This window comes from Magnetospirillum gryphiswaldense MSR-1 v2, assembly GCF_000513295.1.
Taxonomy (GTDB): Bacteria; Pseudomonadota; Alphaproteobacteria; order Rhodospirillales; family Magnetospirillaceae; genus Magnetospirillum; species Magnetospirillum gryphiswaldense.
Genome location: NC_023065.1, coordinates 2,325,924 through 2,349,832 on the forward strand (window position 1 = coordinate 2,325,924; position 23,909 = coordinate 2,349,832).

21 protein-coding genes and 1 pseudogene are annotated in these 23,909 nt (G+C 64.0%); 16 read left to right on the forward strand and 6 right to left on the reverse strand.

The features are described 5' to 3' along the window. Window positions 1-7 precede the first annotated feature (7 nt). The 12 genes from MGMSRV2_RS10915 to MGMSRV2_RS10970 all read left to right on the forward strand — a co-directional run bounded on the left by MGMSRV2_RS10915 (window position 8) and on the right by MGMSRV2_RS10970 (window position 12,108). On the forward strand, window positions 8-1,714 hold the full coding sequence (locus tag MGMSRV2_RS10915; RefSeq protein ID WP_024080419.1) for a nickel-dependent hydrogenase large subunit: 1,707 nt from the start codon (window positions 8-10) through the stop codon (window positions 1,712-1,714). A gap of 76 nt (window positions 1,715-1,790) precedes the next feature. After that, a complete protein-coding gene (locus MGMSRV2_RS10920) occupies window positions 1,791-2,276 on the forward strand; it encodes a HyaD/HybD family hydrogenase maturation endopeptidase (RefSeq protein ID WP_024080420.1) in 486 nt (161 codons plus the stop codon). 2 nt (window positions 2,277-2,278) lie between these two features. Continuing rightward, complete coding sequence (locus MGMSRV2_RS10925) at window positions 2,279-2,512, forward strand: HypC/HybG/HupF family hydrogenase formation chaperone (protein WP_024080421.1); 234 nt, start codon at window positions 2,279-2,281, stop codon at window positions 2,510-2,512. Next, window positions 2,512-3,657: a nickel-dependent hydrogenase large subunit gene (locus MGMSRV2_RS10930; RefSeq protein WP_024080422.1), complete on the forward strand. Its 1,146-nt coding sequence runs from the start codon at window positions 2,512-2,514 to the stop codon at window positions 3,655-3,657. Before MGMSRV2_RS10925 ends, MGMSRV2_RS10930 begins: the two co-directional genes overlap by 1 nt. Window positions 3,658-3,660: 3 nt before the next feature. Next, window positions 3,661-4,005, forward strand: a complete 345-nt coding sequence (gene hypA, locus MGMSRV2_RS10935; RefSeq protein WP_024080423.1) for a hydrogenase maturation nickel metallochaperone HypA — start codon at window positions 3,661-3,663, stop codon at window positions 4,003-4,005. Next, the gene (gene hypB / locus MGMSRV2_RS10940) at window positions 4,005-4,904 is read left to right on the forward strand and encodes a hydrogenase nickel incorporation protein HypB (RefSeq protein ID WP_024080424.1); all 900 of its coding nucleotides are present in this window, start codon (window positions 4,005-4,007) and stop codon (window positions 4,902-4,904) included. The genes hypA and hypB overlap by 1 nt, the downstream gene beginning before the upstream one ends. A gap of 109 nt (window positions 4,905-5,013) precedes the next feature. Further along, window positions 5,014-6,093 carry a Kae1-like domain-containing protein gene (locus MGMSRV2_RS10945; protein ID WP_024080425.1) on the forward strand — a complete coding sequence of 360 codons (1,080 nt, stop codon included), beginning with the start codon at window positions 5,014-5,016 and terminating at the stop codon, window positions 6,091-6,093. Window positions 6,094-6,095: 2 nt separating this feature from the next. Beyond that, the gene (locus MGMSRV2_RS10950) at window positions 6,096-6,326 is read left to right on the forward strand and encodes a HypC/HybG/HupF family hydrogenase formation chaperone (RefSeq protein WP_024080426.1); all 231 of its coding nucleotides are present in this window, start codon (window positions 6,096-6,098) and stop codon (window positions 6,324-6,326) included. Then, entirely contained in the window at window positions 6,323-7,462 is a 1,140-nt protein-coding gene (hypD, locus tag MGMSRV2_RS10955) for a hydrogenase formation protein HypD (protein ID WP_024080427.1), read from the forward strand. Before MGMSRV2_RS10950 ends, hypD begins: the two co-directional genes overlap by 4 nt. Then, window positions 7,459-8,508 (forward strand): hydrogenase expression/formation protein HypE, encoded by a 1,050-nt coding sequence (gene hypE, locus MGMSRV2_RS10960; protein WP_024080428.1) that lies wholly within the window; start codon window positions 7,459-7,461, stop codon window positions 8,506-8,508. Before hypD ends, hypE begins: the two co-directional genes overlap by 4 nt. Beyond that, entirely contained in the window at window positions 8,508-10,124 is a 1,617-nt protein-coding gene (locus tag MGMSRV2_RS10965; RefSeq protein WP_041633574.1) for a hydrogenase maturation protein, read from the forward strand. Before hypE ends, MGMSRV2_RS10965 begins: the two co-directional genes overlap by 1 nt. A gap of 115 nt (window positions 10,125-10,239) precedes the next feature. Beyond that, complete coding sequence (locus tag MGMSRV2_RS10970; protein WP_024080430.1) at window positions 10,240-12,108, forward strand: ATP-binding protein; 1,869 nt, start codon at window positions 10,240-10,242, stop codon at window positions 12,106-12,108. A gap of 79 nt (window positions 12,109-12,187) precedes the next feature. Here MGMSRV2_RS10970 and MGMSRV2_RS10975 read toward each other — a convergent pair. Then, a protein-coding gene (locus tag MGMSRV2_RS10975) for an IS630 family transposase (RefSeq protein WP_144084247.1) occupies window positions 12,188-13,149 on the reverse strand; the annotation gives its coding sequence in 2 pieces (ribosomal slippage) (window positions 12,188-12,801 and window positions 12,801-13,149; 963 coding nt in all). 762 nt (window positions 13,150-13,911) lie between these two features. Between MGMSRV2_RS10975 and MGMSRV2_RS22400 the strand changes: the two are divergent. Next, a pseudogene (locus MGMSRV2_RS22400) lies at window positions 13,912-14,976 on the forward strand (methyl-accepting chemotaxis protein); the annotation flags it as partial. Here MGMSRV2_RS22400 and MGMSRV2_RS10985 read toward each other — a convergent pair. Further along, on the reverse strand, window positions 14,957-15,337 hold the full coding sequence (locus MGMSRV2_RS10985; protein WP_024080432.1) for a hypothetical protein: 381 nt from the start codon (window positions 15,335-15,337) through the stop codon (window positions 14,957-14,959). The pseudogene MGMSRV2_RS22400 and the gene MGMSRV2_RS10985 sit on opposite strands and share 20 nt — an antisense overlap. A gap of 170 nt (window positions 15,338-15,507) precedes the next feature. Here MGMSRV2_RS10985 and MGMSRV2_RS10990 point away from each other — a divergent pair, with 170 nt between their 5' ends. Next, window positions 15,508-16,938 carry a sigma-54-dependent transcriptional regulator gene (locus tag MGMSRV2_RS10990; RefSeq protein WP_024080433.1) on the forward strand — a complete coding sequence of 477 codons (1,431 nt, stop codon included), beginning with the start codon at window positions 15,508-15,510 and terminating at the stop codon, window positions 16,936-16,938. Next, window positions 16,938-18,254: a sensor histidine kinase gene (locus tag MGMSRV2_RS10995; protein WP_024080434.1), complete on the forward strand. Its 1,317-nt coding sequence runs from the start codon at window positions 16,938-16,940 to the stop codon at window positions 18,252-18,254. The genes MGMSRV2_RS10990 and MGMSRV2_RS10995 overlap by 1 nt, the downstream gene beginning before the upstream one ends. On the opposite strand, the gene zapE is transcribed toward MGMSRV2_RS10995, so the two are convergent. After that, the gene (gene zapE / locus MGMSRV2_RS11000) at window positions 18,247-19,401 is read right to left on the reverse strand and encodes a cell division protein ZapE (protein WP_024080435.1); all 1,155 of its coding nucleotides are present in this window, start codon (window positions 19,399-19,401) and stop codon (window positions 18,247-18,249) included. The genes MGMSRV2_RS10995 and zapE overlap by 8 nt on opposite strands. 85 nt (window positions 19,402-19,486) lie before the next feature. Next, window positions 19,487-20,419, reverse strand: a complete 933-nt coding sequence (locus MGMSRV2_RS11005; protein ID WP_024080436.1) for a DHH family phosphoesterase — start codon at window positions 20,417-20,419, stop codon at window positions 19,487-19,489. A 147-nt stretch (window positions 20,420-20,566) separates the two neighbouring features. Here MGMSRV2_RS11005 and MGMSRV2_RS11010 point away from each other — a divergent pair, with 147 nt between their 5' ends. After that, window positions 20,567-21,262, forward strand: a complete 696-nt coding sequence (locus tag MGMSRV2_RS11010) for a hypothetical protein (RefSeq protein ID WP_024080437.1) — start codon at window positions 20,567-20,569, stop codon at window positions 21,260-21,262. Between the two features lie 56 nt (window positions 21,263-21,318). Here MGMSRV2_RS11010 and MGMSRV2_RS11015 read toward each other — a convergent pair whose 3' ends face one another. Both MGMSRV2_RS11015 and sdhA read right to left on the reverse strand, forming a co-directional pair. Beyond that, complete coding sequence (locus MGMSRV2_RS11015; RefSeq protein ID WP_024080438.1) at window positions 21,319-22,101, reverse strand: succinate dehydrogenase iron-sulfur subunit; 783 nt, start codon at window positions 22,099-22,101, stop codon at window positions 21,319-21,321. A 22-nt stretch (window positions 22,102-22,123) separates the two neighbouring features. After that, window positions 22,124-23,905 (reverse strand): succinate dehydrogenase flavoprotein subunit, encoded by a 1,782-nt coding sequence (sdhA, locus tag MGMSRV2_RS11020; protein ID WP_024080439.1) that lies wholly within the window; start codon window positions 23,903-23,905, stop codon window positions 22,124-22,126. Window positions 23,906-23,909: the final 4 nt, after the last annotated feature.

Below are 23,909 nucleotides of genomic sequence, written 5' to 3' on the forward strand. Positions count from 1 at the left end.
CACGCCCGTGTCAAAGCGTATCACCATCGACCCCATCACCCGGATCGAAGGCCATCTGCGCATCGACGTCGAAGTCGATAACGGCAAGGTGACCAAGGCTTGGTCCTCCGGCCAGATGTGGCGCGGCGTCGAGCTGATCCTGTTGGGTCGCGACCCGCGCGACGCCTGGGCCATCACCCAGCGCATCTGCGGCGTCTGCACCACCGTCCACGCCATCACCTCGGTGCGCGCGGTGGAAAACGCCCTCAATCTGGAAGTTCCGGTCAACGCCCAGTTCATCCGCAACATGATCGCCAGCGCCCATGCGCTGCATGATCACATCGTTCACTTCTATCACCTGTCGGCGCTGGATTTCGTCGACGTGGTCTCGGCCTTGAAGGCCGATCCGGAAGCCACCTCGAAGCTGGCCGAATCGCTGTCCGACTGGCCGATGAACTCGCGCCACGTCATGGCCCAGACCAAGGAAAAGCTGGCCACCTTCGTGGGCTCGGGCCAGTTGGGTCCGTTCGCCAACGGCTATTGGGGCCACCCGGCCATGAAACTGACCCCCGAGGTCAATCTGCTGGCCGTCGCCCACTATCTGCAAGCGCTGGAAGCCCAGCGCCATGCCTCCAAGATCGTCACCATCTTGGGCTCGAAGTCGCCGCACATCCAGAATCTGGCGGTGGGCGGCGTCGCCAATCCCATCGCCACCGATTCGCAATCGGTGCTGACGGTGGAGCGCCTGCTGGCGGTCAAGGAACACATCGACGCCCTGTCCGAATTCACCCGCAAGGTCTATCTGCCCGACGTCGCCGCCATCGGCGCCTTCTATGCCGATTGGACCAAGTACGGCAAGGGCATCACCAACTACATCTCGTCGCCGGAATTCCCCACCGATTCCAAGGGCACCCAGTTCATGGTCCCCGGTGGTCACATCCCCGACGCCGATCTGGCCCAGTACAAGCCGTTCACCGCCTTCGGCGACCAGTACCTGCGCGACGGCGTCGAGGAATCGGTCAAGCACGCCTGGTACACCTATTCCAAGCCCGGCGCGCTGCACCCCTATAAGGGCGAAACCACGCCGCACTACACCGACTTCCAGGATGACGGCAAGTATTCCTGGCTGAAGGCGCCGACCTTCTATGGCAAGCGCGCCCAGGTCGGCCCGCTGGCCAACGTGCTGTGTGGTCTGGCCGCCGGCCATCAGCCCACCGCCACCTACGCCACCCAGATGCTGAACACCGTCTCGACCCTGCTGGGCAGCAAGGTGGGACCGGAAATCCTGCATTCCACCATCGGTCGTCACGCCGCCCGCGCTATCCGCTCGGGCGTCATGGCCGAGGTGCTGGCGCAAAACTGGTCCATGCTGATCGAGAATATCGGCAAGGGCGATCACACCACCTTCAACAAGCCGGTCTTCCCCAAGGGCGAAGTCATGGGCTTCGGCATGCACGAGGCGCCGCGCGGTCTGTTGTCGCACTGGACCGTCATCAAGGACGGCAAGATCGCCAATTACCAGTGCGTGGTGCCCAGCACCTGGAACGCCGGCCCGCGCGACGAAAACGACGCCATCGGCCCGTACGAGGCTTCGTTGATGGACAACCCCATCGCCGATCCCGAACAGCCCCTGGAAGTGCTGCGCACCGTCCACTCGTTCGACCCCTGCCTGGCTTGCGCCGTGCACGTCCACGACGACGAAAAGCGCGAAATCGTGCAGGTCAAGGCCTTGTAATCAACCTGCCTGAGTGATGTATGATTGGCTGCCGCCCCGCCCCCCGGGGCGGCAGTCTTTACCAAGGGAAGCATAAATGCGGCTGGTCGTTCTGGGTGTGGGCAATATCCTGATGTCCGATGAAGGAATCGGGGTTCACGCGGTCACCGCTTTGGCCGATGGTTACGACCTGCCCGATTGCGTCGAGATCATCGACGGTGGCACCTCGGGCATGGATTGCCTGGACCGCATCGCCGATGCCGACCTGCTGCTGATCGCCGATTGCATGCGCAGCCCCGGCAAGCAGCCGGGCGACATCACCCGGCTGGCCGACGACCAGATCAACGCCTGGTTCAAGACCAAGATTTCACCCCATCAGGTCGGCCTGTCCGACGTGCTGGCGGCCTGTTGTTTCCATGGCATCTCGCCCAAGAAGGTGGTGCTGATCGGAGTACAGCCGGCATCGTTTGAGACAAGCATGGAACTGACCCCGGCCATCGCCGCCGTGCTGCCGCGGGTGATCGACGACTTGCTGGCCGAGTTGGCGGCGTTCGGCATCACCGCCACGGCCAAGGCCGCCTGACCATGTGCATGGCGGTACCGTCACGGGTGGTCTCCATCGATGGACAGATGGCCGTGGTCGAGGCCTTCGGCCAGACCCGCCAGACCAGCCTGATGATGCTGGACGAGCCGGTGGCGGTCGGCGATTACCTGATCCTGGGCGCCGGCGGCAATTTCGCCGCCGAGAAGGTACCAGAGGAAACCGCCCTGGCCGCCATCGACTATTTGTCCCAGGTGCTCGAGGACGGCTTGGCCTGATGTTTTCCGAAGCCGGCATTTCCGTCAGCTTGCGTGTCCGCGACGGCGCGGTGGCGGCGGTGCTGATCCGCTCGACCCGCATGGTCCAGGCCGCCCGCCTGTTCGCCAAGCGCCCGCCGACGGAAGTTCTGCACTTGCTGCCGACGGTGTTTTCGCTGTGCGGCACCGCCCAGGCGGTGACCGGCCTGAATGCCATGGAAAAGGCCGCCGCCATCACCGCCAGTCCCGCGCAAAAAGCCGCCCGCACCTTGCTGGTGCTGGCCGAGACGGTGACCGAACACAGCCTGACCATTGCCCGTGACTGGCCGGCCCTGGCAGGCGGCCAGCCACGCCTGGACCACGCCAAGCGTATTCGTGGCGCCCTGGCCGGCCTGCGTGGCACGCTTTATCCACAAGGCGACTGGCTGAGCCCCGGCGGCGGCACCCTGACCGCCGATTGCGGCCGCATCTGCGCCGCCATCGATCAGGCCCGTCAGGCCATCACCCAGTTGATGGGACACGATATCGACGAACTGGTCCTGCCCATCGCCTTCCAGGCTTGGCTGGAACGCGACCCCACCCACCTGCCCGGTCTGGTCCAGGCCAAGGGTTGGGCCGGTATCGGTGCCGCCCCCTTCCTGCCCATGCCGGAAATGGGACCGCCCGATCTGGCCGCCCGCATGGCCACCGACCGCGATGGCCAGTATCTGGCCCGCCCCGATTGCGCCGGTCGGGTGTTCGAGACCGGTTCGCTGGCCCATTGGTCGTGGCATCCGCTGATCAGCGACCTGATGGATCGCTTCGGTGCCGGCCTGCTGCCGCGACTGGCGGCCCGTCTGGTCGCCCTGGCCGAAGGTCTGCGCGAAATGGAAGAGCTGGTGCGCGACCTGAAACCCGAGCCCGCCTGTTCGCTGCCCGGCCTGAGCGGCGAGGGGCTGACCCTGACCGAGGCGGCACGTGGCCTGCTGGCCCATCGGGTGGTGTTGAACGACGGCAAGATCAGCCAATATCAGATATTGGCGCCGACCGAATGGAACTTCCACCCCGAAGGCCCGCTGGTACGTGCGCTGCACGGCCTGCCCGCCGACCCGGACCTGGAGTGGAAGGTCCGCCTGCTGATCAACGCCCTCGACCCGTGCGTGGCCTGCGCCATCACCTTGGAGTAAGCCATGCATGAAATGTCCCTGACCGAAGGCGTGGTGCGCATCCTGGAGGAACAGGCCGCCACCCACGGCTTTGCCAAGGTCAAGACGGTATGGCTGGAAATCGGCGAACTTTCCCAGGTCGATCCCGAATCCATGCTGTTCTGCTTCGACGCCATCGCCCGCGGATCGCAGGTGGCCGCCGAGGCAAAGCTGGAAATCGTCACCATTCCCGGCCAAGCTTATTGCCTGGATTGCGCCAAGACGGTGACCCTGCCCCGCCGGGGCGAGGCCTGCCCCATCTGCGGCGGTTGGGGCTTGCAGGTCACCGGCGGCGGCGACATGCGGATCAAGGAATTGGAGGTGGAGTGATGTGCACGGTTTGCGGCTGCGGCGACGCCCAGGTGGAACACACCCACGATCACGACCACCCCCACGATCATGACCATCCCCATGATCATCACCACGATCACGGCCACCATCACCACCATCACGGTGACGACGTGCATTTTGGTGAAGGCATTGCCGGCGTGCATGTGCCGGGCCTGTCGCAAAGCCGCATCATCCAGATCGAACAGGACATCCTGGGCCACAACAAGTCTCTGGCTGATGTCAACCGCGCCTGGCTGGCCGAGCGCGGCATCTTCGCCCTTAATCTGGTATCCAGCCCCGGCTCTGGTAAAACCACACTGTTGTGCAAAACGGTGGAAGCCCTGGCCGGGCGCTATCCGCTGGCGGTGATCGAGGGCGACCAGCAGACCAGCAACGACGCCGACCGCATCCGCGCCACCGGCGCCCCGGCCATCCAGGTCAATACCGGCAAGGGCTGTCACCTGGACGCCCACATGGTCGCCACCGCCTTCGAGCGGCTGAAGCCAGCCGAGGATTCGGTACTGTTCATCGAAAACGTCGGCAATCTGGTCTGTCCCGCCGCCTTCGACCTGGGCGAGGCCTATAAGGTGGCCATCCTGTCGGTGACCGAGGGCGAGGACAAGCCGCTGAAATACCCCGACATGTTCGCCGCCGCGTCCATGATGATCCTCAACAAGGTGGACCTGCTGCCTTACCTGGATTTCGACGTGGCCCAGTGCATCGACTATGCGCGTCGGGTCAACCCGGACATCGTGGTGTTGCAGGTCTCGGCCCGGTCCGGCCAGGGCATGGACGAATGGCTGGCCTGGGTCAACGAAGGCCGCCGCCGCGCCATCGCCGCCAAGGTCACCGCCCTGAAAGCCAAGCTGGCGGCGGCGGAAGCGGCGCTGGGGCAATAGAAATGAGACACGGATGGACACGGATAAACACGGATGATGTTTTTCTGATCGGCGTCCATCCGTGTCCATCCGTGTCCATCCGTGTCATTGAATCCTGGATACCCAGGCTTTGACCGCCATCGCCCAGACCATCGCCCTGCCCGCCCCGGTACCGTGCACCTTGGCGGTGGGCGCCTTCCTGAAAAACACCATCTGCGTCACCAAGGACGACCGCGCTTATTTGTCGGTGGTGCATGGCGATTTGGGCACGCCCGAGGCCATCAACGCCTTCGACCATTCGGTCACCACCATCCTGGCCGAACTGGACGCCACCCCGACCCGCGTCGCCCACGATCTGCACCCCGATTTCCACTCCACCCGCTTCGCCCAAGCCCTGGACCTGCCGCACGTCCCGGTGCAGCACCACCATGCCCACGCTGCCAGCATCGCCGCCGAACACGGCATCAATGCGCCGGTGCTGGCCCTGGCACTCGACGGCTTCGGCCTTGGCCCCGGCAACCAGGCCTGGGGCGGCGAATTGCTGTATTGCCACGGCGCCACCTATCAGCGCCTGGGTCATCTGGCCCCCTTGCGTCAGCCCGGCGGCGATCGGGCCGCACGCGAGCCCTGGCGCATGGCCGCCGCGGCGCTACACAAGCTGGGGCGCGGGGCCGAAATCACCGGACGCTGGCCGCACATCAAACCCGCTGGCCTGCTGTCGAGCATTTTGGACAAAGGCCTGAACAGCCCGCCCACCTCGTCCGCCGGACGGCTGTTCGATGCCGCCTGCGGGCTGCTTGACATCCACCCGCTGGCCGAATTCGAAGGCCAAGCCCCCATGGCGTTGGAAGCCCTGGTCACCGATCCGCGAATCCTGGCCGACGGCTGGGTTTTGGCCGAGGGCGTGCTGGATTTCGCCCCGCTGTTGGCCCATCTGGCCGATCACCCCGAGCCGGGGACCGGGGCCGATCTGTTCCACGGCACCTTGATCGCCGGGCTGGCCCACTGGGCGGAACAGGCTGCGCATCAAAGCCAGTGCCGCACCATTGTCTTGGGCGGCGGCTGTTTCTTCAATAAAGTGCTGGTCACCGGTCTGGTGACGGCGCTGGATCAGCGCGGCCTGACCGCGTTGACCGCCATCAATGTGTCGCCGGGCGATCCCGGCTTGTCATTGGGCCAAGCGTGGATCGCCGCCCGAACGGAGATTTAGCCATGTGTCTTGCCCTGCCGTCGCGTGTGGTCGCCTTGCTGGACGACGATCAGGCCAAGGTCGATTTGGGCGGCGTCACCAAGGCCATCTCGCTGGCCCTGGTGGAAGACGTGGCCGTGGGCGATTACGTCATCGTCCATGTGGGCTATGCCCTGACCAAGGTCGACCCGGCCGAGGCGGAAAAGACCCTGGCCCTGTTCGCCCAGATGGAAGCGGCGGGGACAAGCGCATGAAATATATCGAGGAATACCGCGACGGCGATCTGGCCCGCCAACTGGCGGACAGCATCAGGGCCGAGGCCGACCCCTCCCGCACCTATCACCTGATGGAATTTTGCGGCGGTCACACCCACGCCATTTCCCGCTATGGCCTGGAAGACATTTTGCCCGCCAATGTGCGCATGGTCCATGGCCCCGGCTGTCCGGTCTGCGTGCTGCCGGTGGGCCGCATCGACGCCGCCATCTGGCTGGCCGGTCAGCCCGACGTCATTTTGTGCACCTATGGCGACATGCTGCGGGTGCCCGGCTCCAAGCGCCTGTCCCTGCTGAAGGCCAAGGCCGAAGGCCGCGACATCCGCATGGTCTATTCGACGCTCGACGCGGTCAAGCTGGCGCAAGCCAACCCGGACCGTAAGGTGGTGTTCTTCGCCATCGGCTTCGAGACCACCACCCCGCCCACCGCCGTCGCCATCAAACAGGCCCAGGCCTTGGGCCTTGGCAATTTCTTCGTCTTTTGCAACCACGTGCTGACGCCGTCGGCCATCGCCCAGATTCTCGACAGCCCGGAAGTGCGCGAGCTTGGCACGGTCAAACTGGACGGCTTCATCGGCCCGGCCCATGTGTCGACCATCATCGGCTCGCAGCCTTACGAATATTTCGCCGAAGAATACCAGCGCCCGGTGGTCATCGCCGGCTTCGAACCGTTGGACGTGCTGCAAGCGGTGCGCATGCTGGTGCGCCAGATCAATGATGGCCGCTTCGCGGTGGAAAACGAATTTTCCCGCGCCGTCACCCGCGACGGCAATGCCAAGGCCAAATCCCTGGTCGCCGACATGTTCGAGCTGCGCAAAAGCTTTGAATGGCGCGGCCTGGGGCTGGTGCCCTATTCGGCCCTGCGCCTCAAGGAAAGCTATGCCGCCTTCGACGCCGAGCGCCATTGGGACGTCCCCCAAGACAGCGTCGCCGACAACAAGGCGTGTGAATGCGGCGCCATCCTCCGAGGCGTGAAAAAGCCCATCGACTGCAAATTGTTCGGCACCATCTGCACACCCGAAAACCCCATGGGCTCGTGCATGGTCTCCGCCGAGGGCGCCTGCGCCGCCCACTGGACCTATGGCCGTTTCCGCGACACGAAAGCCCCCGCCCCATGACCTTGCCCCGCCGTTCCCATCCCCGCCCGCTCGACCTCAAGCATGGCCGTGTCGACTTGACCCATGGCGGCGGCGGGCGGGCCATGGCCCAGTTGGTGGATGAGTTGTTCGTCGCCGCCTTCGACAACGAGGTGCTGTCCCAGGGCAACGACCAGGGCGCCTTCGACGTCACCGCCGGACGCATGGTCATGAGCACTGACGGCTACGTCATTTCGCCGCTGTTTTTCCCCGGTGGCGATATCGGCAGCTTGGCGGTGCACGGCACCATCAACGACGTGGCCATGGCCGGTGCCCGCCCCATCGGCCTGTCGGCGGGCTTCATCATCGAGGAAGGCTTCGCCCTGGCCGATCTGGAGCGCATCGTCATATCCATGGCCGCCGCGTCGAAAGCCGCCGGTGTGCCGGTGATGACCGGCGACACCAAGGTGGTCGAAAAGGGCAAGGGCGACGGCATTTTCATCACCACCGCCGGAGTGGGCATGGTGCCGCCCGGCATCCATATTTCCGGCGATCTGGCGCGGCCCGGCGACGTCATTTTGGTGTCGGGCAGCATGGGCGACCACGGTGTCGCGGTGATGAGCCAGCGTGAATCCTTGGGCTTCGACACCGAAATCCTGTCGGATTCGGCGGCGCTGCATCATCTGGTCGCCGCCATGATCGCCGCCGCGCCGGGCATCCGGGTGTTGCGCGACCCGACACGCGGCGGACTGGCCGCCACCTTGAACGAAATCGCCGCCCAATCGGGGGTAGGCATGGAGATCGGCGAACAAGCCATCCCCATCAAGCCGCAGGTGCTGGGCGCCTGCGAACTGCTGGGCCTGGACCCGCTTTATGTGGCCAATGAAGGCAAGCTGATCTGCATCTGTGGCCCCGCCGACGCCGATGCGGTGCTGGCGGCCATGCGCGCCCATCCGTTGGGCGTGGATGCCGCCATCATCGGCCGATGCGATGCCGACCCCCACCATTTCGTCCGCATGAAGACCGCCATGGGCGGCACCCGTGTGGTCGATTGGCTGGCGGGCGAGCAATTGCCGAGGATTTGCTGATGCGCATCCTGTTATTGGCCCATTCCTTCAACAGCCTGACCCAACGTCTGTGGGTGGAACTGGAAGCCGCCGGCCACGCCGTCAGCCTGGAGCTTGACGTCAACGACGCGGTGACCCTCGAGGCGGTGGAATTGGCCCAGCCCGACATCATCATCGCCCCGTTCCTGAAACGCGCCATCCCCGAGGCGGTGTGGAAAAACCACACCTGTCTGGTGGTCCATCCCGGCCCGGTGGGCGACCGCGGCCCCGCCGCCCTGGACTGGGCCGTCATGAATGGCGCCGAAAGCTGGGGGGTGACCGTGTTGCAGGCCGAGGCCGAGATGGATGCCGGCCCGGTCTGGGCCAGCCGCACCTTTCCCCTGCGCCCTGCGACCAAGTCCAGCCTGTACCGCAACGAAGTGACCGAGGCGGCGGTGGAAGCGGTGCTGGAAGCCCTGGGCAAGCCAACACCCCACCGCCCCGGCCAAACCCTCTGGCGCCCGGCCATGACCCAAGCCGACCGCGCCATTGACTGGCAAAGCGACGACACCACCACGGTCTTGCGCAAGCTGCGCGCCGCCGATGGCAGCCCAGGCGTGTTGGACGGCGAGTATTACCTGTTCGACGGCCACCCCGCCGACGGTCTGTCGGGTCCGCCCGGCACCTGGATCGGCCAGCAGGATGGACGACTGGCGCGCGCCACCAATGATGGCGCCGTATGGATCGGGCGGATGCGACGGGCGGAAAAAGCCTCGCTGAAACTGCCCGCCGCCCAGGTGTTGCCCGGGGCAGCGGATTTGCCGGTGATCCCCGGCCATCACGACATCTGGTACGACGAACGCCATGGGGTCGGCTATCTGCACTTCCCCTTCCACAACGGCGCCATGAGCACCGATCAGTGCCAGCGCCTGCATCAGGCCTTCGTCACCGCCACCAGCCGCCCGACCAAGGTGATCTGCCTGATGGGCGGCCTGGATTTCTGGTCCAACGGCATCCATCTGTCGACCATCGAGGCCGCCCTCAGCCCCGCCGACGAATCATGGCGCAACATCAACGCCATGAACGATCTGTGCCAGGCCATCATCACCTGCGGCAGCCATCTGACCATCGCCGCCTTGCACGGCAATGCCGGGGCCGGCGGCGTGTTCATGGCCTTGGCCGCCGACATGGTGCTGGCCCGTGCCGGCATCATCTTGAACCCGCATTACAAGGGCATGGGCAATCTGTACGGGTCCGAATACTGGACCTATCTGCTGCCCAAGCGTTGCGGTCGGCTGAAGGCGGAACAGGTGGTTCAGGCCCGCCTGCCCATGGGCACCGTCCAGGCCATGGAACTGGGGCTGATCGATGGCATTTTCCCCGGCACGCCGCAGGAGTTCCGCGCCCGGGTGGTGGCCCAGGCGGAAAGCCTGGCCACCGCCATCGACATGGATGCCAAGCTGGCGGCGAAACGGCTGGCCCGCATCGCCGACGAGGCGGAAAAGCCGCTGGCTGACTATCGGGCCGAGGAATTGGAACGGATGAAGCTGAATTTCTACGGCTTCGACCCCAGCTATCATGTCGCCCGCTGGAACTTCATCCGCCGTGTGCCAAAGTCACGCACCCCGCTCTATCTGGCCCGTCATCGCCAAAAGTAGATTTTCTCACGAAGAAGTTTACAATACCAAGGTATTATCCCCTATACTCAGGATAGTTAGGGTGGCGACGCCATCGCCCTTATGCTGACCGGCTGGATGGGTAAGGGGTATCCGCGTGCCGTTGATTCGCCTGAAGCATCGCATCGCCTTGGGCTTCGTCGTCCTGCAATTGCTGTTGGCGGGGCTGGGGGTGTTGAGCGTCATCTTCATCGACCGCGCCGCCCAAGGCACCGCCGAGTTGTACCGCCATGCCTACACCACCAGCCACGCTCTGGGCGAGGTGCGCAACCGCATCTTCGAGATCAAGAGCATCCTGGCCCACAATATGGCCTTCCCCGGCCAATCCGAGCCCGATTATTGGATCACCGAGGTCAGGCGTCACCAAGAGATCATCGAACAGAACCTCGCCGCCACCGCCGGGGATGACGCCCCCGGCCTGGATTTGCAGGCGGTGCAGGCCGCCTGGCCGCCGCTGAAAACCTTCATCGACAAGAATGTCGATGCCATCAGCAGTGGCAACATCGACGCCGGCCACGATTTCTTCCATCGCCATGGTAATTGGGTGTTCGACCACGTGGTCGAAACCATCACCGACGTGATGATCGCCGCCAACGCCCTGGCCAGTGAACGGGTCGGCACCTCGGAAACCCTGCGCCAGGAATTGCGCGAAACCGTTATCGCCGTCATTGCCGTGGCACTGATTTCAGGCGGGCTCATCTCCGCGATCCTGACCGTGGCGATTACGGCACCGCTGGCCCGGCTGCGCAGCGCCATGCACCACATCAACGAAGGCGACCCGACAAGCGTCATACCCGATACCGAGCGCAGCGACGAAATCGGCGATATGGCCCGCGATCTGGAACTCTTGAAGCAGGAAGCCTGGGAAAAACGCCGGACCCAGTTGAAATTTGCCACCATCTTCGAAGCCAGCCCCGACATCGTCACCATCAGCGAACGCGACACCGGTCGCTTCCTCGACGTCAATGGCGGCTTTGAAACCTATCTGGGGCACAAACGCGAAGACGTCATCGGGCACTCGTCGTTCGAGTTCGGCATCTGGGCCAGCCCCGACGACCGCGCCGCCCTGGTCACCGCCCTGATGCAGCAAGGCCGGCTGGTCAATTTCCAAAGCCGGGCCAAGCGCAAGAATGGTGAAATTTTCGACGCCCTGGTCTCGGTCGAACAATTCCGCGTCGACGACAAGGATTGCATGATCTTCGTCGCCCGCGACATCACCCAGTTCAAACATCAAGAAGAATTGCTGCGCCGATCATTGGCCGAATTGGAACGCTCGAACCGCGAGTTGGAACGCTTCGCCCATGTGGCCGCCCACGACCTGCAAGAGCCTTGCCGCACCATTTGCAGCTTCTCGCAATTGCTTGACCGCAGCGATGGTGCGGTGCTGTCGGCGGAAGGGCGGGAATATCTGGGCTTTCTCAGCCGTGGCGCCATCCGCATGCGCGAACAAATTCAGGGTCTGCTGGATTATTCCCGCGCCGCCACCAGCCCGGCCCCGTTTCAGTCGGTCGACCTCGATCAGGTGCTGGATTGGGTGCTGGACGAGTTGCGGACCAGCCTGAGCGAACATCAGGCCGCCATTCACCGCCAGCCCCTGCCCGTCGTCCGTGGCGATCCGGCACAATTGCGCCAGTTGTTCAGCAACCTGATCAGCAACGGCCTGAAATTCCAGCCGCACGGCAATCAGGCACAGCTTTCCATTTCGGCCAAAGCCGCCCAGAATTTTTGGGACATCGCCATCGCCGATAACGGCATCGGCATCGATGCCCCGTTTCAGGACGGCGTCTTCGACCTGTTCCGCCGCCTGCACGGCCCGGAAGACTATCCCGGCAACGGCCTGGGCCTGACCATCGCCAAGCGCATCGTCGAACGCCATGGCGGCACCATCGGATTGCAATCCCAACTGGGTCACGGCACCACCATCCACTTCACCCTACCCGCCGGAGCCGCGCGGCCTTCCGCATGACAATAATGTTGCACATTGGTGATCTTGCGATTATGCACGCTTTGTGAGCACCGTCTTTCGCATGCTCACTAGAGCATTTTCACATCGAGCGTCCATATCCGTCGTGGGCGAAGAAATTGGCGCATTCCTCGGGCGGAAACAGGTCGATGAGTTTTCCGATCACGTCCCATAAGGTGTTGATGGTGCGGGCTTGCGCCTTTCGCAGCAGGCTCTTGAGCTTGGCGAAGGCGAGCTCGATGGGATTGAGGTCTGGGGAGTAGGGCGGCAGATACCGCAGGGTGGCCCCTCGGGCTTCGATGAGTTGCTTGACCCCTGCCACCTTGTGGGCGGGCAGATTGTCCATTACGACGATGTCGCCGGGCCGCAAGGTCGGAGCCAGGACCTGCTCGACATAGGCCAGGAAGATCGCGCCATTCATCGCCTTGTCGATGACGAAGGGGGCGGAGATTCCGTCATGCCGGAGCGCCCCGACGAAGGTGGTCATTTTCCAATGACCGTGCGGCACCGCAGCCAGCAGCCGCTGACCGCGCGGCGCCCGTCCGTAGCGCCGGGTCATGTTGGTCGATGCCCCGGTTTCATCAAGGAAGACCAAGCGGGTTGGGTCCAGCGCCGGCTGCTCGGCTCGCCAGGCGATGCGTCCTTCGGCTACGTCGGGACGTTCCTGCTCGGCAGCATGCGCACTCTTTTTTTCAGACTGAGGTCGAGCCGCTCAAGCGTGTTCCACAGGCCGCCGACGCTGATCGACACGCCCAATTCGGCCAGAACCCAGGCGCGCAACTCAGCCAGCGTGGCATCGGGCTCGACCTTGATCTGCGCCTGCAACGCCTCAAGGTGAGCCGCCAGCTTCTGTCCTGGCCGCCCAGGCCGTGGCTTCACCGTCGTCTCGCCGGTGGCCCGGCGGCGGCCTTGGGCCTTGTAGATGTACGAAACGCTCACCCGGAACAGCGGCGCCACCTCGTAGGCGCTCATGCCGCTGTCCACAGCCGCCAAAACTCTATCGCGCAAGTCCTGAGAATAGGACTGCCCTGAGCGCCACGTCATCGCATCATCCTCGGGAGCGTTGTTACCGAAGATGTTGAATCACAAAATGACCTCAGGGGGAATCCTCTACCGATTCCGCTCGGCGTGAAACCGCTCTAATCAGTCATAAGTCGGAGATCGTCGATGCCCCGCCTGCGTATTTCGGTCCTGACTCATCTGTTCGCCGTCATCGTCCTGGCCAGCATCATCGCCATTGCCGCCACCGGCATGCGAGCCATCAACGAGTTGAAGGTCGGCGGACCGCTGTACGAACGCATCGTGCTGGGCAAGGATCTGGTGGCCGACATCCTGCCGCCGCCCGAATACATCATCGAAGCCTATCTGGAAGCGACCCTGGCCCTGAACGACCCGGCCAGCGCCGAAACCCGCACCGCCCGTCTGGCCAAGCTGCGCGCCGATTACGACCTGCGCCACCAGTTCTGGCTGAATGCGCCGCTGGACGGGCCGATCCGCGACAAACTGACCAAGAACTCCCATGATTTCGCCGCCGCTTTCTTCGCCGAGACCGATTCCGCATTCCTGCCGGCGCTGAAGGCCGGCGACATGGCGGCGGCGCGGCAATCCTATGACCGCCTCAGCCGCGCCTATGCCGGCCACCGCACCGAGGTCGATGCCATCGTCACCGCCGCCGAGGCCATGAACGCCGCCACCGAAAAGCTGGCCGGCGAACGCGAGACCAGCCTGATGAGTCTGGCCTGGAGCGTGGCCGGCCTGGGCATCGCCCTGGTGGTCGCCGGCGTCAGCGCCATGGCCCTGGGGGTGATCCGTCCGGTCACCCGCATGACCGGCATCATGCACGCCCTGGCCGGTGGCGCCATGGACAGCACCATCCCCTATACCGGGCGCACCGATGAAGTGGGGGCAATGGCCAAGGCGGTGGCGGTGTTCAAGGCCAACGCCATCGAGGCCGAGCGGCTGCGCCAGGCTCAACGGCAGCAGGAAGCGGAAGCGGAGCGGCAAAAGCAGCAAGCGCTTTCACGCATGGCCGACAGCATCGAAACCCAGGCGGATCAGGCGGTGACCCAGGTGTCGCAATTCACCCAGCGGCTGACCGGCAATGCCGACAGCATGGCGCATTCGGCCGGCAGCGTTCACGCCAATGCCCAAGGGGTGGCGGCGGCGGCGGCCCAAGCCCTGGCCAACGCCCAGACGGTGGCGGCGGCATCGGAACAGCTGAGCGCCTCCATCGACGAAATCCGCCACTCCATCCACACCGCCCATCTGGCGGCAACCGAAGCCAGCCAGACCGCCGACACCGCCCAGAACACCATCGGCCGCTTGTCGGAAACCGTCGGTCGCATCAGTGAAGTGACCCAGTTGATCAACGACATCGCCAGCCAGACCAATTTGCTGGCGCTCAACGCCACCATCGAGGCGGCGCGCGCCGGCGATGCCGGCAAGGGCTTCGCCGTCGTCGCCAACGAAGTCAAGTCCCTGGCCAACCAGACCACCCGGGCCACCGATGAGATCGGCACCCAGATCACCCAGATCATGGCCATCACCCGTGAGGCGGTGGCCGCCGTCAAGGCCATCGTCGGCGCCATCGGCTCGGTGGAGACCCTGTCCACCGCCGTTGCCGCCGCTGTCGACCAGCAAGGCGCGGCCACGGCGGAAATCGCCCGCAATGTCACCCAGACCACGGTGGCGGCGCAGGAAGTGGCCACCCGCATCCATGAAGTGTCGCAAGAAGCCTCGACCACCGGCTCGCTTGCCGACGACGTGTCGGGGGTGTCGGCCCAAGTTGCCGACGGCATCGCCCACTTACGGCAATCCCTGGTCGCATCGGTGCGAACGTCCCTGGCCCAGGTCAGCCAACAGGCTGGCTGAACACGCCATCCAGGTGCTGAGTGCGGGTATGGCGCACCACCGTCTTGGCCAGCGAATAACGGGGGGAGACGAAGGCTAGGCGGGTTCCCGACGGCCCCACCGCCAGGACTTGGCCTTGGGCGATGGCGGCCAGACCCAGCATCATCACCTCGCCGTGACAGGGGATCAGCTTCAAGCTCACCACCGCACCGCGCTTGACCGGCTGTACCCCGGACAGCCTGACGCCACCCAGCGAGACGTCGATGGCCGGATAAATCCGCCCATCCACCCACACCATCAGGCCGTCGCCGGCATAACGGGTGTAGCGCCGCCGTTCGCTCATGGCGCCATTGTTCTTGCTGATGCTGCCGACCGATCCCATGAGTGCCTCGTCTTAGCCGCACACTCCTCATACCAAAGGTATGTGATAATCATTCGCGCCCAGTTTGAACGAGGTATGAACATCCGACCCGTTTTCGCCAACGGCCCCTTGATTCGGGCGCCGCTTCCCACCCACAATGCCCGTGGTTCCACCCTGGCAAGGCCCTGACGTTGAGCAAGCTGCCGATCATCCTGGTTATCGACGACGAACGGCAGTCACAAGAGGCCTTGCGCCGGGTTCTCGGCGACGAATTCCAGGTGTTGACCGCCTCCAATGCCGAAGAGGCCGAGAACGTGCTGGACCAGGAAATGGTCCATGCCATCTTGTGCGACCAGCGCATGCCGGGGATGCAGGGCGTCGATTTCCTGCGCAATGTGCGCGAGCGCTGGCCCGATCCGGTACGCATGATCATTTCCGGCTATACCGCGTCGGAAGACATCATCGCCGGCATCAACGAGGCCGGCATCTACCAGTACATCACCAAGCCGTGGGAACCGGACGAGCTGATCCGCACCATCCGCGAGGGATTACGGCTGTGGCAGTTGCAAAACGCCTCGGCCCAGGCGTCGCTGGACCTGAAGGTGGCGCCGGCCATGCTGGAAAGCCAGGTGGCGCAAAAGACCAGCCGGTTGAAACGCGCCCACCATTTCGACCGCATCGCCCATGCGCCGCACTCGCCCCTGACCGAGGCCATCGACATGGCCAGCCGGGTCGCCGCCTTTGACATCTCGGTGCTGATCACCGGCGAATCGGGCACCGGCAAGGAATTGCTGGCCCGCGCCATCCATTACAACTCGCCGCGCGGGACCAAGCCTTTCGTCGTCGAGAATTGCGGCGCCCTGCCCGACCAGTTGCTGGAATCCGAATTGTTCGGCTGCAAGAAAGGGGCCTTCACCGGCGCCTACGAGGACCGTATCGGCCTGTTCGAGCAGGCCGATGGCGGCACCATCTTTTTGGACGAAATCGGCGAAACCTCGCCCGCCTTCCAGGTCAAATTGCTGCGTGTGCTGCAAGAAGGCGAAATCAGGCCCTTAGGCGCGCGCCTGACCCGCAAGGTGGATGTGCGGGTCATCGCCGCCACCAACCGCAACCTGGAACAGGACGTCCACGACAAGCACTTTCGCCGTGACCTGTATTACCGTCTGGCCGCCTTTCCCATCCACATCCCGCCGCTGCGCGACCGTCCCGACGACATCACCATCTTGACCAAACGGCTGCTGGCCGACACCGCGCGCAATTTCGGCAAGACCGTCACCCATCTGTCGCCTGCCGCCATGGCCCTGCTGTCGGCCTATGACTGGCCCGGCAATGTGCGCGAGCTGATGAACGAAATGCAGCGCATGGTCGCCCTGGCCGAGGCCCCGATCATCGGCCCGGAACTGCTCAGCCCGCGCATCCGCCACCGCCAGCCGACGGCCAGCGCCAGTCAGCCCCAGGGCCAGAGCCTACGCGAACAGGTGGATTTGCTCGAAGCCCGCATCCTGGCCGAAACCCTGCAACGCCATCACTGGAACATCAGCCGCGTCGCCGAGGAACTGGGCCTGAGCCGGGTGGGGCTGCGGGCCAAGTTGGCCCGCCACGGGCTGGAGCGCCCGGACTGATGGCCGGACGACAGCCTCCCCTTCCCGTGGCGCCGGAACTGGCCGACGGCGACATCGCCCAGGCCCAAGAGGCGGCGTGGATCGAAGTGATCCGCAAGATGGAGGAAGTCTATTCCGACCTGATCCAGTATGAAATCGAACTGGAGGAAAAAAATACGGCGCTGGAGGAAGCCCAGCGCTTCATCACCTCGGTGCTGTCGTCGGTATCGGACATCCTGGTGGTCTGCGATTCCAAGGGCCGCATCCAACAGGTCAACCTGGCCTTTCTCCGCCTCACCGACATGGCCGAGATCGACCTGATCGGCCAACCCATCGACGCCCTGCTGGCCGCCGGCGCCGGCCCGGTCAGCCATTGGCTGGAGGCGGCCAGCGGCGAGGACCGCGAAATCCGCTTCGTCCACGGCAGTACCGGCACCACCGACCCGGTGGCGCTGACCTGCGCCACGCTTTTGGACCATCGCGGCCTGCCCGCGGGCACCGTGCTGACCGGACGGCCGGTAGGCGAGTTGCGCCGCGCCTACGAGGCGTTGAAGCAAGCCCAGGCGCAATTGGTGCAGCAGGAAAAGATGGCGTCGCTGGGCCGTCTGATCGCCGGTGTCGCGCACGAGCTCAACAACCCCATCAGCTTCATCGTCGGCAATGTCCACGTGCTGACCAAGTACCGCGAACGGCTGGAGGCCTATCTGGGGGTGATCCACCAAGGCGTCGACGAAACCGAACGCGAGGCCTTGCGCCGATCCTTGCGCATCGACACGCTGATGGCCGATCTGCCGGCGCTGATCGCCGGCACCCAGGAAGGGGCGCAGCGGGTCGCCGACATCGTCAAGTCGCTGAAGCGCCTGTCGTTCAGCCAAAGCGGCGCCGCCCAACCGGTCAATCTGGCCGAGATCGCCGAAAATGCCGTTCAGTGGGTGATCAAGGGCCGCAAGGCGCCGCCGGTTCCCCATCTCGAACTGCCCGAAATCCTGCTGGTGCCCGGTCATGCCGGGCAATTGCATCAGGTCATGGTCAATCTGATGGAAAACGCCCTCGACGCGGTGGAGGGCCAGGGCAACGATGCCCGCATCACCGTCAGCGGTCGGTTCACCAGCGGTACGGTGGTGGTGGAGATCACCGATTCCGGTCCCGGCATCGCCACGGAAAACCTGGGCAAGGTGTTCGACCCGTTCTTCACCACCAAGCCGGTGGGCCAAGGCACCGGCCTCGGGCTATGGATCAGCTATGGCATCGTCCGCGACCATGGCGGCGAGTTGAGCGCGGAGAATGTCGCCAGCGGCGGCGCCCGCTTCCGCCTGACCCTGCCCGGCTTCAGCTGATGTGCTGGCGGGTGATGTAGTCGTCCGCCTGCATCTCCATCAGCCGCGATACCGTGCGCTGGAACTCGAAGGCGCCGATACCGGTGGGGTACAGGCTTTCCGGTGGCGCCGCCGCCGAACAGATCAGCGTCACCTTATGTTCGTAAAGGGCATCGACCAGGGTGACGAAGCGCCGGGCCTCGTCCTTGTTTTCCGGCGACAGCAGCGGGATGCCCGACAGCACCAGGGTATGGAAGTGGCTGGCCAGCTCCAGGTAATCGGACGGCCCCAGGGGGCGCCCGCACAATTCGCGGAAACTGAAGCGGGCGACGCCGATGGCGGCGCGCGGGATGTCCAGCACCCGGCCATTGACCATCAACTGATCGGGCCGCGCCGCCGCCCCCTCGGTCAGGCGGGCGAAGTTTTTGTCCAACTCCGCCTCGGCCGCGGGACCATTGGGGAAGTGATAAACCTGCAGGCCGCGCTTGCGCCCCAGGCGATAATCCCGCTCCGAATTCAGCTCCAGCAAATCCAGACGCTGCCCCATCAGCTCGATGAAGGGCACGAAGCGCTGGCGCTGCAAGCCATCCTTGTACAGATCCTGGGGCGCCCGATTGGAGGTGATGACCACCACCACGCCGTTATCCAGCAGATGCTGGAACAAACGCCCGACGATCATGGCATCGGCGATGTCGGTGACCTGCAATTCATCCAGACACAGCAGCCAGGCATTGTCGGCCAGTTGCTTGGCCAAGGCCGGGATAGGATCGGCACCGCCGGATTTGCGCCATTCGTGCATGGCTGCGTGAACGTCACGCATGAATTCGTGGAAATGCACCCGCCGCTTGCCGGGCATGTTGGTGAATTCGTAGAACAAATCCATCAGCATGGATTTGCCGCGCCCGACCTCGCCGAAGATGTACAGGCCCTGGCGCGGGTTGCCGTCCTCGCAATCGCCAGGATGCCATTGCAGACCCGCCGGCACCGCGGCCTTGCCGCCCAGGCCGAAGCGGGCCAGCCAGCCCTTTTCACCGGCGCTGGGGCGATAGCCGCGAACAGCCTTGGACAGGCTTTGCAGTTTTTCCACCGCCAGTTCTTGGGCCGGATCGGGACGAACCTGACCCGCGCGCAGGCGGCTGCGATATTCAAAAAGTGGGCCTTCATTCATGGCCGCGCAGCCTACCCCAAAGGGGGGCAAAGGAAAAGGGCGCGGGTGGGTGCCCGCGCCCTTTTCCAGCTTTTATGCGACGCGATCAGCCGTCGGCGTTGATCTTGGCGATCAGATCTTCCAACACCTTGGGGGCGACATCGTTGCCAACCTGACAGGTACCGGCCTTTTCGTGGCCACCGCCGCCATAGGTCAGACACAACTCGCCCACATTGGTCTTGGCCGAGCGATTGACGATGGACCGACCGATGGCGAACACGGTGTTCTGCTGCTTCAGCCCCCACAAAATGTGGATGGAGATGTTGCACTGCGGATAGAGCGCATAAATCATGAAGCGGTTGCAGGCGTAGATGGTCTCTTCGTTGCGAAGATCAAGAACGATCAGGTTCTTGTACACCTTGGAGCAGCGCAACAGCTGTTCCTTGGCCTTTTCCTCGTGTTCGAAGAACAGATCGGTCCGTTCCTTGACATCGGGCAGAGCCATGATCTGCTCGATGCTGTGATTGCGGCAATAATCGATCAGCTCCATCATCAACTGATAATTGGAGATACGGAAATCACGGAAGCGGCCCAGACCGGTGCGGGCATCCATGATGTAATTCAACACCGTCCAGCCAGTGGGCGAAATGATGTCATCCAGCGAGTATTGGGCGCTGTCGGCCTTGTCGACCTCTTCCATCATTTTGTCCCAGGCCGCCGGGAAGCGCACGGCACCGCCGTAATAATCATAGACCACGCGGGCCGCCGACGGCGCCTTGGGGTCGATGATGTGGTTGTCCTTCTGGCCGACGCGGATGGTTTCCGACAGATGGTGGTCGAAGGCGATGTGCACGCCATCCACATAGGGAAGATTGGTGCTGATGTCGTTGGGGCCGATATCGATGACCCCGTCCTGCATATCCTTGGGATGGACGAACTTGATATCGTCGATGATGTCCAATTGCTTCAATAGGACGGCGCACACCAAGCCGTCGAAATCACTGCGCGTGACCAAACGGAATTTCTTGCCGTCGGACATGTTGTTCCTCCTTCCCGCAACCAAGGTCCAAATCTTACCCTGCCGAACGTTTTAGAACAACAAGGTCTGGACCCTATATCCTCTTTCCCCACGGGCGGGGGTGGGATAAACAAGAGAGGCGTCCATCCCATACCCAGCGAGCCAGCCATGCGCGCCGCCCCATTTGCCCTGTTTGCCATCGCCGCCATGCTTGCCTCCTGCGCCGAAGCGCCGTTCGTCGATCATGAGATTGAGAGCCTGATCGACAAGCGGGCCAACACCATCACCACCAACGGCACTGTCACCATATGCCATGCCGACAGCGCGCCTTGGGCCGAGGTGGAAGCGGAAGCCGCCTATGCCTGTGGTGAATATGGGTATTTCAGCCAGTTCCAAAAGACCCTGCGCTATCAGTGCCGGATCACCGCACCGCATCAATCCACCTTTACCTGCTATCACCCGGAAATGACCGATGCCAAAGGCCGATTGATCAACCCCGCCGACGAAAAGGCGATCGCCGAATGGCAAAAGCGCACCGGCAAGATGAAGCCGAAGCCGCGCATCGCCCTGCCGCAATCCCAGCAGCAGGCGGTCCCCACCACCCTGCCCTCCGGTCCGATGGCACCGGCGGCAAACCCGGTCGATGGCACTTCAACGGGTACCGCCGCCCCGACCATGGCCGCGCCGGCGGCGACGCCCCCTGTCGCCCCCTATCGCCCACTGACCCCCGCCGACATCGCCGGCAAGCCGGACATGGCTCCCGCTCCCATCCTGACCGCGCCCCCATCCCAGGCGCCGTTGTACCCGTCGGGTGGCTCGTACACCCTGCCACCGGGAAGCTGGGGCCAGCACTTCGAGGAATGAGCACACAAAAAACCCCGCCAGAGATACTCTGGCGGGGTTGATTGTTTCAGACCGGATCAGACGCCGCGCTGCAACAGCTTGGTCTTGATCGAACCGATGGCCTTGGCCGGGTTCAGCCCCTTGGGGCAGGTCTTGGTGCAGTTCATGATGGTGTGGCAGCGATACAGCTTGAAGGGGTCTTCCAGCGCATCGAGGCGTTCACCGGTCATTTCATCGCGGGAATCGTGGATCCAGCGGGCAGCCTGCAACAGCACTGCCGGACCGAGATAACGATCGCCGTTCCACCAGTAGCTGGGGCAGCTGGTCTGGCAGCAGAAGCACAGGATGCATTCCCACATGCCGTCGAGCTTTTCCCGCTCTTCCGGCGATTGCAGCCGTTCGCCATCGGGCGGCGGCGGGGTCTGGGTCTGCATCCACGGCTTGATCGACGCCAGCTGGGCATAGGGCACGGTCAGGTCAGGAATCAGATCCTTGATCACCGGCATATGCGGCAGCGGATAGATCTTGGCGTCGCCCTTGATGTCCTCGATGGGCTTCAGGCAGGCCAAGGTGTTGGCGCCGTCGATGTTCATGGCGCAGGAGCCGCAGATGCCTTCACGGCAGGAGCGGCGGAAGGTCAGCGTCGAGTCGATCTCGTTCTTGATCTTCAGCAGGGCGTCCAGAACCATGGGGCCGCAGGCGTCGAGATCGATCTCGTAGGTGTCCAGACGCGGGTTGGCACCCGAATCGGGATCGTAGCGGTAAATCTTGAACGCCTTAACCTTCTTGGCACCGGCAGGAGCCTTGTGGGTCTTGCCGTTCTGTACCCGGGAATTGGCGGGCAGGGCGAATTCGACCATGTCTTTCTCTCCTTGACCGGCCTTAGTAGACGCGCTTCTGCGGCTTGATGTACTCGACCTCGTCGGTCAGCGTATAGGTGTGGACCGGACGATAGTCCAGCTTCACCTTGCCGTTCTCGACCCAGGCCAGCGAGTGCTTCTGCCAGTTGACGTCGTCGCGATCCGGATAATCCTCGTGGGCATGAGCGCCGCGCGATTCGTGCCGGGCTTCCGCCGACACGATGGTCGCCTGGGCACAATCCATCAGGTTTTCCAGCTCCAAGGCCTCGACCAGATCCGAGTTCCACACGGTGGAACGGTCGTTGATCTTGATCTGCGGCAAGGTGGAGGCAACCTGCTCCATCTTGGCGCAGCCTTCGGCCAGGGTCTTCGAGGTACGGAAGACGGCGGCGTCGTTCTGCATGGTCTTTTGCATGGCCAAGCGGATTTCGCTGGTATGCAGCGAACCATTGGCGTTGCGCAGACGGTCGAAGCGGGCCACCGCGTTGTCGCCGGCATCCTTGGCCAGCGGCTTGTGGGTGGTGCCGGGCTTCAGCGTCTCGGCAGCGCGCAGGGCAGCGGCACGACCGAAGACGACGATGTCCAACAGCGAGTTGGTGCCCAGACGGTTGGCGCCGTGCACCGACACGCAGGCCGCCTCGCCGATGGCCATCAGGCCCTCGACGGTGGCGTCGGGGTTGTCGGCGGTCGGGCGCAGCACTTCGCCATGCACGTTGGTGGGGATACCGCCCATGTTGTAGTGCACGGTCGGCAGCACCGGGATCGGCTGCTTGGTCACGTCGACACCGGCGAAAATCTTCGAGGTCTCGGAGATGCCGGGCAGACGCAATTCCAGATCGGCCGGGTCCAGGTGATCCAGATGCAGGAAGATGTGGTCGTTGCCGGCGCCGACGCCGCGACCTTCACGGATTTCCACGGTCATGGCGCGCGAGACGACGTCGCGCGAGGCCAGATCCTTGGCGGTGGGGGCATAACGCTCCATGAAGCGTTCACCCGCCGAATTGCGCAGGATGCCGCCTTCGCCGCGCGCACCCTCGGTGATCAGACAGCCCGAGCCGTAGATGCCGGTGGGATGGAACTGCACGAATTCCATGTCCTGCAACGGCAGACCGGCGCGCGACACCATGCCGTGACCGTCGCCGGTGCAGGTATGGGCCGAGGTGCAGCTGAAATAGGCGCGGCCATAGCCGCCCGAGGCCAGCACCACCTTGTGGGCGCGGAAGCGATGCAGGGAACCGTCGTCCAGGTTCCAGGCGACGACGCCGCGGCAGGCGCCGTCTTCCATGATCAGGTCGAGAGCGAAATATTCGACGAAGAATTCGCACGAATGCTTCAGCGACTGCGAATACAGCGTGTGCAGGATGGCATGGCCGGTACGGTCGGCGGCGGCGCAGGCGCGCTGCACCGGCTTTTCACCGAAATTGGACATGTGGCCGCCGAACGGGCGCTGATAGATCTTGCCTTCCGGGGTGCGCGAGAACGGCACGCCGAAATGTTCAAGCTCGTACACCGCCGGCACCGCTTCGCGGCACATGTATTCGATGGCGTCTTGGTCGCCCAGCCAGTCCGACCCCTTGACGGTGTCGTACATGTGCCACTTCCAATTGTCCTCGGCCATGTTGCCGAGAGAAGCGCCGATACCGCCCTGGGCGGCCACGGTGTGCGAGCGGGTGGGGAACACCTTGGTGATGCAGGCGGTCTTCAGACCGGCGGCACCCATGCCCATGGTGGCGCGCAGGCCGGCACCGCCGGCGCCGACGACCACGACATCATAGGTGTGGTCGATGATCTTGTACGCAGCCATTGCG

Coding starts and splice junctions, on each gene's coding strand:
- hypA (WP_024080423.1), top strand. CDS start 3,661: ATGCATGAAATGTCCCTGACCGAAGGCGTGGTGCGCATCCTGGAGGAA.
- MGMSRV2_RS11005 (WP_024080436.1), bottom strand. CDS start 20,419: ATGTCCGACGGCAAGAAATTCCGTTTGGTCACGCGCAGTGATTTCGAC.
- MGMSRV2_RS10985 (WP_024080432.1), bottom strand. CDS start 15,337: ATGGGATCGGTCGGCAGCATCAGCAAGAACAATGGCGCCATGAGCGAA.
- sdhA (WP_024080439.1), bottom strand. CDS start 23,905: ATGGCTGCGTACAAGATCATCGACCACACCTATGATGTCGTGGTCGTC.
- hypE (WP_024080428.1), top strand. CDS start 7,459: ATGACCTTGCCCCGCCGTTCCCATCCCCGCCCGCTCGACCTCAAGCAT.
- MGMSRV2_RS10950 (WP_024080426.1), top strand. CDS start 6,096: ATGTGTCTTGCCCTGCCGTCGCGTGTGGTCGCCTTGCTGGACGACGAT.
- MGMSRV2_RS10920 (WP_024080420.1), top strand. CDS start 1,791: ATGCGGCTGGTCGTTCTGGGTGTGGGCAATATCCTGATGTCCGATGAA.
- MGMSRV2_RS10965 (WP_041633574.1), top strand. CDS start 8,508: ATGCGCATCCTGTTATTGGCCCATTCCTTCAACAGCCTGACCCAACGT.
- zapE (WP_024080435.1), bottom strand. CDS start 19,401: ATGAATGAAGGCCCACTTTTTGAATATCGCAGCCGCCTGCGCGCGGGT.
- MGMSRV2_RS10995 (WP_024080434.1), top strand. CDS start 16,938: ATGGCCGGACGACAGCCTCCCCTTCCCGTGGCGCCGGAACTGGCCGAC.
- hypB (WP_024080424.1), top strand. CDS start 4,005: ATGTGCACGGTTTGCGGCTGCGGCGACGCCCAGGTGGAACACACCCAC.
- MGMSRV2_RS10925 (WP_024080421.1), top strand. CDS start 2,279: ATGTGCATGGCGGTACCGTCACGGGTGGTCTCCATCGATGGACAGATG.
- hypD (WP_024080427.1), top strand. CDS start 6,323: ATGAAATATATCGAGGAATACCGCGACGGCGATCTGGCCCGCCAACTG.
- MGMSRV2_RS11015 (WP_024080438.1), bottom strand. CDS start 22,101: ATGGTCGAATTCGCCCTGCCCGCCAATTCCCGGGTACAGAACGGCAAG.
- MGMSRV2_RS11010 (WP_024080437.1), top strand. CDS start 20,567: ATGCGCGCCGCCCCATTTGCCCTGTTTGCCATCGCCGCCATGCTTGCC.
- MGMSRV2_RS10930 (WP_024080422.1), top strand. CDS start 2,512: ATGTTTTCCGAAGCCGGCATTTCCGTCAGCTTGCGTGTCCGCGACGGC.